Source organism: Chryseobacterium defluvii (genome assembly GCF_014204415.1).
Classification (GTDB): domain Bacteria; phylum Bacteroidota; class Bacteroidia; order Flavobacteriales; family Weeksellaceae; genus Chryseobacterium; species Chryseobacterium defluvii_A.
In genome coordinates, this window is record NZ_JACHLE010000001.1 from 623,865 (window position 1) to 637,809 (window position 13,945).

Consider the following 13,945-nt stretch of genomic DNA (forward strand, 5'->3'; position numbering starts at 1 on the left):
AAATACAGGAAAAATAAGTTTTCTCTTTAAATTCCTGAATCCATTAAAAGACTTAAACGGCATTTTTTGAAAAGAATTATAAAAACAATTTTATAATGAGATAACTATTGGCATACAATTTTTAAAATAAAAAACAACGAACAAAAATAATAAGATGAATTTAAAAGATTTGAAAAATGAGTGGATCAACGAATTTTCGCAGCCGCTGATGATTGCCGGGCCATGCAGTGCGGAAAGTGAAGCTCAGATGTTGGAGACGGCGAAAAGAATAAAAGAAACCCATGCACAGGTACCTATCTTCCGTGCCGGGATATGGAAACCCCGTACAAAGCCGAACGGTTTTGAAGGAGTAGGAGTGATCGGGCTGAACTGGCTGAAAAAAGTAAAAGAAGAATATGGTTTTAAAACAGCAACAGAAGTGGCCAATGCCCATCACGTTTTTGCAGCATTGGAAGCAGATGTGGATATCCTTTGGATTGGGGCACGGTCTACAGTGAATCCGTTCACGGTTCAGGAGATTGCAATGGCGCTGAGAGGGACAGACAAACCCGTTTTAGTAAAAAACCCTGTAAATCCGGATCTTGCCCTATGGATCGGAGCATTGGAAAGATTACTGGGACAGGGGATTACCAATCTTGGAGTAATCCACAGAGGATTTTCCACTTATCAGAAAACAAAATACAGAAACAACCCGAACTGGCAGATCGTACTGGATTTTAAGAGTCAGTTTCCCAATATTCCCATGCTGATCGATCCTTCTCATATCTGTGGAAACAGGACGGGACTGGCAGATATTACCCAGGAAGCTATGAACGTAGGCTACCAGGGAGCGATCATAGAAAGCCACTGTAATCCCGATGAAGCATGGAGTGACGCTTCGCAGCAGATAACGCCTGAAGTATTAGCTGAATTAATAAGCAATCTGAAAGTAAGGAACTCAGGGCTGGCTGGTTTTGATGGTGAAATGGGAAGGCACAGGACCCTGATCTCCGATATCGACTTCCAGTTGATCGAATTGCTTTCCCAAAGGATGAAAATCTCCGAAAAGATAGGTAAGCTTAAAAAAGAGAATGATATTGCCATTTTCCAGCCCGAGCGTTGGAAAGTGATCACGGAATATGCTATCCAGAAAGCCACAGAAACCGGGATGTCCCAGGAATTTATCGAGAAAGTTTTCAAAGCGATCCACGAAGAATCTATTGAAGTACAAAATAATATAATGATCGACAGACTGTAGTATAGATAACAGGTAACAGGTAAAAGGTAGCAGGTTAGGATTTTTCACAATCCCTGATTCCTTTTACCTGCCACCTATTACCTATTTTACTATATTTGTATCCGAGTATGAAAGGAAAAATCATTAAATCTACCGGAAGCTGGTATCAGGTTTTGGATTTGGAAACCGATAAGATTTTCGAAGCCAGAATCCGTGGTAAATTCAAATTAATAAAGACCAGGCTTACCAATCCGCTTGCTGTAGGTGATTATGTGGAATTTCAGCTCGAGAAGGATGATATTGCGTGGATCACGAAGATAGAGCCGCGCAGGAATTATCTCATCAGAAAATCTGTGAACCTTTCAAAAGAAGCACACATCATAGCATCCAATATTGACTTGGCATGCTTTATTTTTACCCTTAAACATCCCGAAACATCATTGGGTTTTTTAGACCGGTTTCTGGCATGCTGTGAAGCCTATAATATCACTCCGCTTATCCTTTTCAACAAGATGGATGTCCTTAATGGGGAAGAAACGGAAATAGTAAAAGACATCGAATTCCTTTATCAGGAAATAGGATATGACACCTTACAGATCTCATCCTATTCCAAACTTAATCTGAATGATCTGAAAAGCGTTCTGAAAGATCGGACCTCCGTATTTTTCGGGCACTCAGGTTGCGGGAAATCAACTTTGGTGAATGCCTTGCAGCCGGGTTTAAATCTTAAAACATCTGAAATTTCCGATACCCATTTAAAAGGAAAGCATACCACTACTTTTGCACAAATGCATTTTTGGGATTTTGGCGGAAATGTGATCGATACACCCGGAGTACGTGAGTTTGCCATGATCGATATTCAAAAAGAAGAAGTACAGCACTATTTTCCCGAGATCTTCAAAAAAAGGGAAGAATGCAAATTCCATAACTGCCTTCATATCAATGAACCCAAATGCGCTGTCGCTGACGCCCTTGAAACCGGAGAGATCCAGCATTCCCGGTATTCTACTTATATTAAACTGATGGAAGAGGCAGAAGAAGCTGCCCAGAAATAGTTTTCAATTCAAATACACAGATGCTTCGAGAATTACATTCGTAAACTTTCAGCTTTATGTTCAGCATGAGAAAAATAATGGATAAACTATTTTCCTCTAAAATCTATAATTCCTCTGTGGTGCTGAGGGAAGTCGAAGTATCTGATTATTCTATAAACAAAAAATAATACAAAACTAGATCAACAGGCTCTATTAATATTCTATTTACATGAAGTAGGACAAGATGGTGGATATTGTAAAACAAAAAACCCAGCCGAAGCTGGGTAAAAACTAATAACCATGAAAACTCAAATTAAACATGAGAATCGCAAAAGAATAAACAATTACTGTGCCAAAAATTAATTCACACTTTCTTAATAAAAGTTATTTTTATGTTAAAAAACTTTTAAAATAAAACTGAAAGATATTTTTTGTAATTTTGCACCATTAAAAAAATAAACATTTATGTCCAACATTACATTTACTATGATTAAGCCGGATGCTGTTGCAGACGGACATATCGGCGCTATATTAGGAAAAATTGCAGAGGCCGGATTCAAATTAAAAGCAATGAAGCTTACCCAGCTTACCGTTGCTGATGCCAAAAAATTCTATGAAGTACATGCCAAAAGACCATTTTATGGAGAATTGGTAGACTTTATGAGTTCTGGTCCTATCGTAGCGGCCGTTTTGGAAAAAGAAAATGCAGTTGAAGATTTCAGAAAACTAATCGGTGCTACCAATCCTGCAGAAGCTGCTGAAGGAACGATCAGAAAAATGTTTGCAAGAAGCGTAGGGGAAAATGCAGTTCACGGGTCAGATTCTGATGAGAATGCATTAATTGAGGCTCAGTTCCATTTTTCAGGAAGAGAAATTTTCTAATCAAAGATTTGCTTAAAAATAAAAAATCCAGAGAATCTTTCTCTGGATTTTGTTTTATAGATTACTTTCGATAGCTCCCACTTTTTCACGGTACAGTTCTATCGGTTTATCAAGGAGTACTGCAATTACAGTCATATTTTTATCCAGTCGTTCTTTGGGTACATCAATATAAATAATGCCGGGCCTGTCGCTCCAGTATAATTTATTATAGATATCATGGCTGATCATCGAACCTTCTCCAACGATCCTGATCCGGGAGATTCCGTTTTTAATTCCTTTCAGAGCGATAGGGCCTGTGAGAGCTCCTTCCACAAAAAGATAAAGGGTCTGCCGGTCTTTTGAAAGGGTACTTCTGCCGGAATAATGTCCGTCCGGCAAACCTTTCCCTGTTTCGTAAAGAGCTTCCGCATGTTTACTGATCCAATTGATAATTTCAGGATTCGTTTTTGATGTGGTTTTTATTTTCATTTCCATCCCGTCGCTGGTCAATCCGGAATGATCAAACAGATTGTTTCCGTCATGCAATGCGTTGGCCATATCATAGATGGCCGGTTTGGCATCCTTATTTTCCATAAGCTGATCTAAAGAATGCTTTTCTTTTGGAAAATTGCTCAGCAATACAGGCGGATCATCAAATTTCAATTGTACCACCGTAACATCCTGATCAAATTTTACATTGGAAAAATGTAAGGACAAGGTAGTATCATTAAGCTCAAAATTCACCTGGGCATTATCATTTCCGAGGATTTTTGCGGAAACAGGAGGAGATAGTATTCCATAGATCTTATCAAAATCCTTAGCTTCTTCCAGATAGAGAAATACCGATTTGTTGGTTCCGGATATGGCTGATTTTCCTTTATAATTCTCAAAAGGCAGTCCACGGCGGGTTCCGTACACCGCTTCCTGGTGCTTAGAAGTCCATCTTCCCAAACTCTTTAAGATCTGAATTTGCTCATCGGGGATGGTTCCGTCTGCCTTAGGCCCGATATCCAACAATAAATTTCCACCCATACTGATCACATCTGCCAATGTTCTTATAATCATATTGGACGTTTTATAATGGTTATCAAAAGGCTGGTACCCCCATGAATCATTCATCGTATAGCAAAGCTCCCAGTATTTGCTTTGGGGTCGAACAACGGGGATTCCCTGTTCGGGGGTTTCATAATCCCCATGATGATTCAGTCTGGAATTAATAATGATATCGGGATTGGATTTCTTTAAATTTTCCAAAGTCTGCGGAGCCTGCCATTCTTTGGAAGTATGTTCCCAGTCACCATCGAACCATACAAGATCCGGTTTGTATTGATTGGAGAGCTCATTTAATTGGTTTTGATAATAAGTGATATAGTTTTTCCAGCGTTCAGGATCGTTTCTGATCTCGTATCTTTTTTTAGTTCGGGTGTTGATATCATAATAAGGATGGCTCCAGTCCGGAAGAGAATAATAAAGGCCGGTTTTCAATCCGTATTTTTTCAGTTCAGTTATAAAAGGAGTTAAAACATCTTTTTTCGCTGCAGAATTCATGGGAATGGTAATGGCATTTTCAGCTTTGGAATCCCATAAAGATACCCCGTCATGATGTTTTGTGGTGATCACGGCATATTTAGCGCCGGATTCCTTTATTAGCTTTACCCAGTCTTCAGGTTTGTAATGTGGGGCAGAGAAACCATTCAACTGCTTCATGTAATTTTCATGACTGATGTAATTATTAAAAAAAGACCAGGATTCTGAGATTCCTTCTACAGAATAGATTCCCCAATGAATAAATATTCCCAGTTTGGCCTGATCAAACCATTCCATTTTTTTATCACCGGATGCCTCATGTTGTGCATGGAGAGAATTTAAAGATAGAAGACAGCCTGCTATAAAAATACTGGTCAACTTACTTTTCATGGATTTTTTTATTGCTAAAATAAACAAAAGCTATTTATCATTGCATAAAATACCAATATTTGCCAATACAAATAAAAATCTGCTTGTAAAATATTAATTTTAGATTCTAAACCTTAAAAATAGTATATGAAAATGTCAACATTCCTTCTTATCATTACAGCAACCCTGACTGCCCTCATCGGCGGGCTTTTTTATGCTTATTCCTGTTCCGTTATTCTGGGATTGGGGAAACTGTCAGATATAGAATACCTGAAATCTATGCAGTCTATTAACAGAGAGATCCTTAATCCGGTATTTTTTATGAGTTTTATGGGAACTGCTGCTCTGCTTCCTGTTACTATGTTTGTTTTCAGGGGGCAGAGTCCCGCTTTTATGTTCCTTCTGTTGGCTTCGCTGGTTTATCTGATCGGCGTTTTTGGAGTTACTATATTCGGAAATGTGCCTTTAAATAACCAGTTAGAACAGTTCGATATAGTGAACTCCTCTGTAGAAGCTGCGAAAAAAATGCGTACCATTTTTGAAGACAGATGGAATTTTCTCAATCATATCAGAAGTATCAGTTCAGCGATAAGTATAATTCTTGTGATCTGTGCCTGTATTTGGAATAAAATATAGGATATTTTTTATCCAATCATAAAATTCAGGGAAAATACGTAGTGAAATTCCGTGTTTTTACGGATGCTTTGTATGTGTTTTTATGCTGATCTTTACACCAGCATTAGAACCAAAAGGGAAATTTAAGCATTAAAGTCTCTAAACTAATAACCATTGACGCTCAAATTTCAGAAAGAAGAATGGCAGCTTGTAAAAGCTGCCTCTTTCATTTGTACTAAATAAAGATTTAAATTTTTAATAACTCGATCGTTCTTTCCGGACTTTCGGATGAGAACACCGCGTTGCCCGCAACCAGAACATCAGCTCCGGCATCAAACAGCTTGGAAGCATTATCCAGATTAACACCACCATCTATTTCTATAAGAGCCGTAGAATTATTGCTCAAGATCAGGTCTTTGGTTTCGGCGATCTTTTTATAAGTATTTTCAATAAATTTTTGTCCTCCAAATCCAGGATTTACACTCATCAGCAATACCAGATCTACATCGGCAATGATGTCTTCAAGCATTAAGACTGGTGTCGAAGGGTTTAAGACCACTCCGGCTTTTGCCCCTTTGCTCTGAATAAGATGAATGGTTCTGTGGAGATGGACGCATGCTTCATAATGAACGGAGACCAGATCAGCACCATGATCTATGAACTCTTCAACATACTTTTCAGGTTCCACGATCATTAAATGGACATCCACAAATTTTTTAGCATGCTGCTGAATGGTCTTCATTACAGGAAATCCGAATGAAATATTAGGAACAAACCTCCCGTCCATTACGTCAATATGGAACCAGTCGGCCTGTGAATTGTTCAGCATTTCAATATCTCTTTGCAGGTTCCCGAAATCTGCGGATAAAAGGGATGGAGCAATAAGCTTCGTTTTCATTTTTACTTTTTAGACTTTTATTAGATGACAGATATAAGATTTCAGATGCCGGATAATAGCATGACTTTTTAGTCTAAAATCTAGCATCTGAAATCTTATGTCTTAATTAATGATATTTCAATTTCATTTCCGGTTGTATCCTTAAAACGGTTTCATAGATCAGCTCGATCACATTTCTTACATCCTCTTTGGAAACCATTTCCACGGTGGTATGCATATAGCGCAAAGGTAAGGAAATCAGAGCACTTGGAACCCCACCGTTGGAGTGGGCAAATGCATCGGTATCCGTGCCGGTAGCCCGGCTTGCTGCTGCTCGCTGATAGGGAATTTCTTTCGCTTTGGCGGTATCTATGATCAGCTCTCTTATGGTATGATGAACACTTGGGGCAAAGAAAACCACAGGCCCTTCACCACATTTCTGGTCGCCTTCTTTTTTCTTTTCGATCATTGGGGTAGTGGTGTCATGGGTAACATCCGTGACGATAGCAATATTAGGTTTGATAGTATCTGCGATCATATCAGCTCCATACAATCCTACCTCTTCCTGTACGGAATTGGTAATATAAAGGCCAAACGGAATACTCTTTTTATTTTCTTTTAAAAGCCTTGCTACTTCAGCGATCATAAAGCCTCCGATCCTGTTGTCCAATGCCCTGCAGACAAAATAACGGTTGTTCATTTCAAAGAACTCATCCGGATAAGTGATCATACATCCTACAAAGATTCCTAATTCTTCAACCTCTTTTTTGGTAGTGGCTCCACAATCGATAAAGATATTTTCGATCTTAGGCACCGGCTCATTCTGATTGGTTCTGGTATGAATGGCCGGCCATCCGAAAACCCCTTTTACAATTCCTTTTTCACCATGAATATGAACGATCTTTGACGGGGCAATGGCCTGATCCGAACCCCCGTTTCGGATCACATAGATCAATCCGTCATCAGTAATATAATTCACATACCATGAGATTTCATCAGCATGGGCCTCGATCACTACCTTGAATTCTGCCTCCGGATTAATGATCCCATAACACGTTCCGTAATGGTCTACTTCGACCTTATCCACATATGGTCGGATGTAGTCCATCCAGACTTCCTGGCCTTTGTGTTCGTAACCTGTAGGTGATGAAGTGTTTAAATATTTTTCTAAAAATTTTAAAGATTTCTTTTCAAATTTCATAAAAAGGAATGATTTTTGCGTTCAATTTTTGTTCTAATACGCGTAAAAATAATGAATTTTAGTAAGATTGTCTGCGTTTTTCTTCTCTTTTTTGGCGTGAGTGTTTTTGGTCAGAATGACTCCCTGATGATCGCAAAACCTTTAAGCCAATATCCTCAGGAAGAACTAAGAACGGATGAATTTGGGAATAAGTACTATTATGATGAAGGGCAGAAAGCCAGAATCTATGAAATAAATGGAGAGACGGTGGTGGTAATGGATGAGCTTGTATTGCTTAATAAGCCCAGATTCAACAATCAACTAGACCGGAATTATTATTATTTCCTTAACAAGAAACTCTACAGGGTGTACCCGTTGTTTCTGGCCGCCTTGCAGCAATATAGGGATATCCATGAGGAAATGAACAAGATGGATAGCAAAGCGAAAAGGAAGTATATAAGAGACCGGCAGAACATGCTGGCCGACCAATATGAAAAGCAATTGAGAGATCTTACCACAACAGAAGGGCAGGTTTTTGCAAAGCTGATGAACAGGGCAACCGGAAAAAATGTCTATGAGATTATAAAAGAACTGAGAGGTGGTTTTGTGGCGTTCTTTTGGAACTTAAAAGGTAAAATGGCAGATATTGAGCTAAAAGACCAATATAATCCTCATAAGAACAGAACAGATGAATTTCTGGAATCTTTGCTGCAATCCAACTGGAACTCGGGGTATTTACAGCCTTATCCCGGTGCTGGCAATTTTAAAGTAAGAAAATAAGATCAAAAAAATTCCTGTAGAGAAGCCTACAGGAATTTTTCTTTTAATTTATCAAATACAATCTGGTCTATTGGCAGAGGGAATGGATTATCCGGCCTGTCGATTTCCACCCATTCTGTTTTTTCGATGCATGGGTCAAGGATCAGGAAGTCTTCTTCATTAACGATATTTACTATATAATATATGGTAAGCAGCTGTTCATTTTCCCTGAAACGAGAAACCAGGAAATTTTCCTGGGTATAAAGATGCTCTATAACTTCTATCTTTACATTCAGTTCTTCATCGAACTCACGGTGTAAGCATTCTATAAGCCCTTCTCCGTATTCCAATCCACCTCCGGGAAATTTCATTAAAGGTTCCCCTGCATATTCTTCAAATAAGGTCAGGACTTTTTTATCCTTTATAGAGCAGGCATACACCCTGATGTTGATCTTATCTATCATACATTATATTTTGTATAGCTAAAATAAGGAAAATTATGAGAAGTCAGAAGTAGAGATATGAGTTAAAAGTTATGAATTATGAGTTAAATATAAGTAGTAAACATGAAAAATTTAAATGTATATTGAAATAGAGATGAGTTTAAAATTATTCTCTATAAACTATATGCTAAACTCATAATTCATAACTTTTTAAAGCTTTACTGCATTGATCATCTCTCTTTTTCCCGGCGGGCCCTGTTTTTTCTCTACCCTGAAGTTGAGCTCCTGAAGTATTCGCCTTACACTTCCTTTGGAGGAATAGGTGGTTAATAATCCATTAATGTCCATTTTATCGGAAACCATTTCAAAAAGCGGTTTTTCCCAGAGATCCGGCTGCACTCTGGCCCCGAAACAGTCGTAATAAACCAGGTTGATCTTTGGTAAGTCTATGTCTTTCAGATCAAGAAAATCGCATTGTATCTTTTTCAGGGTAAAACCTTTACTGATTTCTGCCGGTTTTTCCCATTCCGTCTGATGAATTTTCTGATAAATATTTTTTAATTCAGGGTTACTGAAATGTTCAAAATAGGCCAAATCCTGAACTTCGGATTCATTTATGGGATATTTTTCCAGAGAAAAATAATTGATCATATGATTTTTGTCAGTTTTTAAATATTCATTAATTGTTACCAAAACGTTTAAACCTGTTCCAAAACCGAGTTCTAAAATATTAATTTCGCAATTATTTATTAAGTTTAATCCGTTTTTGATAAACACGTGTTCCGCCTCCTGAAGTGCTCCGTGGTGCGAATGGTAGTTTTCATTTAATTCATTGATATACAATGTTTTACTGCCGTCATTTGTAGTTCTTATCTCTCTTTTCAAGCTTTTTTTGTCAAATTTACTCCAAAATTTTTATATTTAGAAAATTATGTTAAATTTGTAGAACATCATAAAAAATTTTAGAAATGATAATTCAAAAGACTGAGAATTCCCGAATTTCTACATTCGATCCCAACAATTTTTCATTCGGAAATACTTTTATTGATCATATGATCATCTGCGAGTATGAAAATGGAAAATGGGGCGATGTAAAATTGGTTCCTTATGGTCCGCTGGCATTTACGCCTGCCATGATGGGAGTAAATTACGGACAAGCTTGTTTTGAAGGCATGAAAGCCTACAAAGACAAAGACGGGCAGGTTTTTCTATTTAGGCCTGAAAAGAATTTTGAACGTATCAACAAATCAGCTAAACGTCTGGCAATGCCGGAAATAACGGAAGAAATGTTTTTGGATGGCTTAAAAGCGTTGGTTGATATGGATAGGGAATGGATCCCTTATGGAGAAGGTCTGTCATTATATATAAGACCTTTAATCTTTGCAACGGAGGAAGCTTTAAAAGCCAGAATAGCCGACAAATATATGTTCGCGATTGTGGCAACTCCTGCCAAAAGCTATTACAGCGAGCCGGTTTCTGTGAAAATTTCCGATCATTATTCAAGGGCGGCAAACGGGGGAGTAGGTTTTGCCAAAGCAGCAGGAAACTATGCCGCATCTTTCTATCCGACCCAGTTGGCAATAGAAGAAGGGTATGAGCAGATCATATGGACGGATGACGCCACCCACGAATATTTTGAGGAAAGTGGTACAATGAACATTTTTGTGAGAATCAATGATACAATCTATACACCGCCAACTTCTGAAAAGATCCTTGATGGGGTTACCAGAGATAGTTTTATTCAATTAGCCAGAAGAAGAGGAATTGAGGTAAAAGTTGAACCAATCGCGGTAAAAGCAGTTATAGAAGCTCAGAAGAATGGAACTCTGAAAGAAGTATGGGGGGTGGGAACAGCTGTGGTTACTACAGTATTCCAGGCATTAGGATATGCGGGAGATAAACTGGAGCTACCTAAACTTTCTGATGAAGAAAGCTATGCGGTAACTCTTAAGAATGACCTGGTAGATTTACAGAGCAACCTTTCGGAAGATCCTTTCGGATGGAGAGTACTGGTAGAGAGAAATGTTCTTGAAACCGTTTAACTTAGTATATAGAAAATTTATATAGGAAGCCGGAATATTTCCCGGCTTTTTTTATTTTTTATATCCTTTGAAATGCGTATTTTCGCAAAAGTTTATGAAAAAAATAATCTTCATATCTGTATTAGGGTTGCTGGGCTGTAACAGGAATACACAGATCCATCCTCCTGTAGGCGGTGTTTTGAGCCAAAAAGATCTTGATGTATCCAGGGAAAGGATGAAGAATTTGAATGGTCTGGAAAGACAGCAGATCCAGGACTGGATCAATACTCAGCAGGTGAAATACTATTCTACACAGCTTAATTACTGGGTAAATGCGGAAGGGTATGACAAAAGGGAAAGGAGACAGGACAATACGCTGATTTCTTATTCGTATGAACTGTACGATTTTGACCAGACCAAGATCTATGACCAGTCCATTGAAAGAAGGGATGCCCGATTCGGACACTTTGAAGAATTGAAGGCTGTGGAAAATGCTCTGCGTTTTATACGGAATGGAGAGGAAGTTACTCTTCTGGTACCTTCTTCACTGGCTTACGGAACCTATGGAGACGAAAAGAAAATAGACAACGATATACCTTTGATCATAAAATTAAAAGCTCTATAAATGAAATTGTTTAACAAAAATATAATTCTGGCAGCGGCAAGTATCTCGCTGATGAGTTGTACACCAATTTATAAAAAAATGAACGTAGACAAAGAAACTTACGAAGGTCTTAATGACGGACTTTATGCCAATCTTCAAACCACGAAAGGAAATTTGATCGTGAAATTTGAAGACAAGAAGGCACCGGTAACTGTAGCCAACTTTATCGGTCTTGCAGAAGGGAAAATTGATAACAAAGCCAAAGCTAAGGGAACTCCTTTTTATGATGGGACGATCTTCCACAGGGTGATCAAGGATTTTATGATCCAGGGAGGCGATCCCCAGGGAACAGGAGCAGGAGATCCCGGCTATAAATTCGATGATGAAAGAAATGATCTGAAGCATACCGGAAAAGGGATTTTATCTATGGCGAATTCAGGGCCGAATACCAATGGCTCCCAGTTCTTCATCACTGAGGTAGCGACTCCTTGGTTAGACGGAAGACATACTATCTTCGGTAAAGTGGTAAAGGGGGATGATGTGATCGATGCGATCGCCAATGTGGAAAAAGGTGCCCAGGATAAGCCTAAAACGGATATTGTTTTACAGAAGGTTTCCGTTTTTGGTAAAGGGGATGGATACAAGAACTACGATGCTGCCAAAACTTTCAATGAAGGAAAGTCTAAAATTGCAGAGAACAATAAAGCATTCTTAGCGAAAGAAGAAGCTGAAAGAAAAAGAAAAGAAGAAGAATTCAAAGCCAATCAGCTGAAAATGGTTGAAGATCTGAAAGCGGGAATGCAGAAAACAGAATCCGGATTATACTATAAGATCACCAAAACCACTGGCGGAAAAGCTCCGAAAGTAGGAGATAATGTATCTGTACATTATGCTGGTAAATTAGTGGACGGAACGGAGTTCGATTCTTCTTTCAAAAGAAACGAGCCGATCGAAATTCCTATCGGAATGGGAAGAGTGATCAAAGGATGGGATGAAGGGATCCTTTTATTAAAAGAAGGTGAAACGGCTACATTACTGATCCCGCCGGCAATGGGTTATGGAGAAAGAGGAGCAGGAGGGGTGATCCCACCAAATGCCTGGTTAGTTTTCGATGTTGAGCTTGTAAAAGTGCAGTAATTGACACTGAAATATAATTTTGAACCGTCCTTTGGACGGTTTTTTTTGTTTTATTCCGTTTTAACTATATTGAAATTCATGCTTATTGGATTTAGTATAATTAGAAAACATTATTTTAGCATAAAATAAACTCATGAAGAAAATTCTACACTTATTTTTTGCTTTTTATGTAATTACTATATCGGCACAGGGGAAAAGGTTTTTTGAAGACGGGGAAGTACAGCTTATCCATCCTGTAGAGAAAATCAATCTGCAATATGTGCATAACCTGCCTTTTGTAAAGGCCACGATTAACGGGAAGCTGTACAATTTCCTTTTTGATTCCGGGGCTCCGACGGTGATTTCTACCGCTATCTATGAGGAATTGAAACTGGAGAAAAAGCATAAAGCTAAAGTGAAGGATTCCCAGAAAAATAAACAGGAGCAGATTTTTACCCAGCTTCCGGAAATGACCATTGATCAAGTGGTTTTCAAAAACTTCGGGGTAGTTGTGATGGACCTGACTAAATCGGAATTGGGATGCTTCAAGATTGATGGTATTATCGGAGCCAATCAGATGGCCAAGCTGTTCTGGAAGGTGAATTATTCTGAAAACTCACTGGAGGCCACAAAAAACCTTTCCGCCTTTTCATTGACCGGTTATGATACGGTGATCCCGTTTGATCCGAAAACCCAGAAAACACCTGTGGTGGAAACCACGATTTCAGGCAAAAAGATTGATCTTACTTTTGATACAGGGTTTACGGGAAGATTCAGGGTCTCTGATGGTAATTATGACCCTAAAAATCTTAACAATAGTGTTGAAACATATGGTGTGAATGCGGTGGGAGCTTTTGGCACAGGAAAGCCGGAAACTGGCTATATATTTAAAACAGATGAGCTTCCGTTGGGAAATACCCGATTCAACAACGAAATTATAATGACAGGGAATTCCAACCTGGTCGGAAATGAATTTTTTGAGAATTTTTCTTTCATCATGGACTGGAAGGATAACAAGATTTATATGAAACGTATTAAGAATATCCCTGCAAAGCTGGAGTCTTTTGGTTTTGGGTATCGTTTTATTGAAGCAAAACCTGTGGTTTCCTTCGTCTTCAAAGAAGAAAATCTTCCGGTTCAGATCGATGATACCATTATCAGCATCAATGATACGGCTTTTGATAATCTTGATAAAGAGTCTGCATGCCATTATTTTATCAACAGGATAGAAAAGAACCTGAAAACAATTCATATAAAGCTGAAAAGAAACGGAACTGTTCTAGATCTCAATATGGATAAGAAAGAATATTTGAAGTAGGATTT

14 protein-coding genes are annotated in these 13,945 nt (G+C 38.5%); 9 read left to right on the plus strand and 5 right to left on the minus strand.

Going from position 1 to position 13,945, the window contains the following annotated elements; genetic code table 11:
* Positions 1–154 precede the first annotated feature (154 nt).
* The 3 genes from HNP38_RS02780 to HNP38_RS02790 all read left to right on the plus strand — a co-directional run bounded on the left by HNP38_RS02780 (position 155) and on the right by HNP38_RS02790 (position 3,132).
* Positions 155–1,237, plus strand: a complete 1,083-nt coding sequence (locus tag HNP38_RS02780) for a chorismate mutase (protein WP_184184096.1) — start codon at positions 155–157, stop codon at positions 1,235–1,237.
* Between the two features lie 107 nt (positions 1,238–1,344).
* Entirely contained in the window at positions 1,345–2,271 is a 927-nt protein-coding gene (gene rsgA / locus HNP38_RS02785; RefSeq protein ID WP_184184099.1) for a ribosome small subunit-dependent GTPase A, read from the plus strand.
* Between the two features lie 444 nt (positions 2,272–2,715).
* Positions 2,716–3,132 (plus strand): nucleoside-diphosphate kinase, encoded by a 417-nt coding sequence (locus tag HNP38_RS02790; protein WP_184184102.1) that lies wholly within the window; start codon positions 2,716–2,718, stop codon positions 3,130–3,132.
* A 54-nt stretch (positions 3,133–3,186) separates the two neighbouring features.
* On the opposite strand, the gene HNP38_RS02795 is transcribed toward HNP38_RS02790, so the two are convergent.
* Positions 3,187–5,028, minus strand: coding sequence for an alpha-L-fucosidase (locus tag HNP38_RS02795; protein ID WP_184184105.1), 1,842 nt, complete (start codon positions 5,026–5,028; stop codon positions 3,187–3,189).
* Between the two features lie 126 nt (positions 5,029–5,154).
* Here HNP38_RS02795 and HNP38_RS02800 point away from each other — a divergent pair, with 126 nt between their 5' ends.
* Complete coding sequence (locus tag HNP38_RS02800) at positions 5,155–5,643, plus strand: DUF1772 domain-containing protein (RefSeq protein WP_184184107.1); 489 nt, start codon at positions 5,155–5,157, stop codon at positions 5,641–5,643.
* A gap of 226 nt (positions 5,644–5,869) precedes the next feature.
* Here the strand turns inward: HNP38_RS02800 and rpe are convergent, their stop codons facing one another.
* Positions 5,870–6,520, minus strand: coding sequence for a ribulose-phosphate 3-epimerase (rpe, locus tag HNP38_RS02805; RefSeq protein ID WP_184184110.1), 651 nt, complete (start codon positions 6,518–6,520; stop codon positions 5,870–5,872).
* A gap of 106 nt (positions 6,521–6,626) precedes the next feature.
* Positions 6,627–7,700, minus strand: coding sequence for a M28 family peptidase (locus HNP38_RS02810; RefSeq protein WP_184184113.1), 1,074 nt, complete (start codon positions 7,698–7,700; stop codon positions 6,627–6,629).
* 51 nt (positions 7,701–7,751) lie between these two features.
* On the opposite strand from HNP38_RS02810, the gene HNP38_RS02815 reads away from it, so the two are divergent.
* Complete coding sequence (locus HNP38_RS02815; protein WP_184184116.1) at positions 7,752–8,459, plus strand: DUF4294 domain-containing protein; 708 nt, start codon at positions 7,752–7,754, stop codon at positions 8,457–8,459.
* A gap of 26 nt (positions 8,460–8,485) precedes the next feature.
* Here HNP38_RS02815 and HNP38_RS02820 read toward each other — a convergent pair whose 3' ends face one another.
* Both HNP38_RS02820 and mnmD read right to left on the minus strand, forming a co-directional pair.
* Positions 8,486–8,902: an NUDIX domain-containing protein gene (locus HNP38_RS02820; RefSeq protein ID WP_184184119.1), complete on the minus strand. Its 417-nt coding sequence runs from the start codon at positions 8,900–8,902 to the stop codon at positions 8,486–8,488.
* 189 nt (positions 8,903–9,091) lie between these two features.
* On the minus strand, positions 9,092–9,766 hold the full coding sequence (mnmD, locus tag HNP38_RS02825; protein ID WP_184184122.1) for a tRNA (5-methylaminomethyl-2-thiouridine)(34)-methyltransferase MnmD: 675 nt from the start codon (positions 9,764–9,766) through the stop codon (positions 9,092–9,094).
* A gap of 83 nt (positions 9,767–9,849) precedes the next feature.
* On the opposite strand from mnmD, the gene HNP38_RS02830 reads away from it, so the two are divergent.
* The 4 genes from HNP38_RS02830 (at position 9,850) to HNP38_RS02845 (ending at position 13,940) form a co-directional block, all read left to right on the plus strand.
* Positions 9,850–10,923 (plus strand): branched-chain amino acid aminotransferase, encoded by a 1,074-nt coding sequence (locus HNP38_RS02830; protein ID WP_184184125.1) that lies wholly within the window; start codon positions 9,850–9,852, stop codon positions 10,921–10,923.
* A gap of 94 nt (positions 10,924–11,017) precedes the next feature.
* Positions 11,018–11,527, plus strand: a complete 510-nt coding sequence (locus HNP38_RS02835; protein ID WP_184184128.1) for an FKBP-type peptidyl-prolyl cis-trans isomerase — start codon at positions 11,018–11,020, stop codon at positions 11,525–11,527.
* Positions 11,528–11,605: 78 nt separating this feature from the next.
* Positions 11,606–12,643 (plus strand): peptidylprolyl isomerase, encoded by a 1,038-nt coding sequence (locus HNP38_RS02840; protein WP_228460993.1) that lies wholly within the window; start codon positions 11,606–11,608, stop codon positions 12,641–12,643.
* A gap of 133 nt (positions 12,644–12,776) precedes the next feature.
* The gene (locus tag HNP38_RS02845; protein ID WP_184184131.1) at positions 12,777–13,940 is read left to right on the plus strand and encodes a retropepsin-like aspartic protease; all 1,164 of its coding nucleotides are present in this window, start codon (positions 12,777–12,779) and stop codon (positions 13,938–13,940) included.
* Positions 13,941–13,945 lie beyond the last annotated feature (5 nt).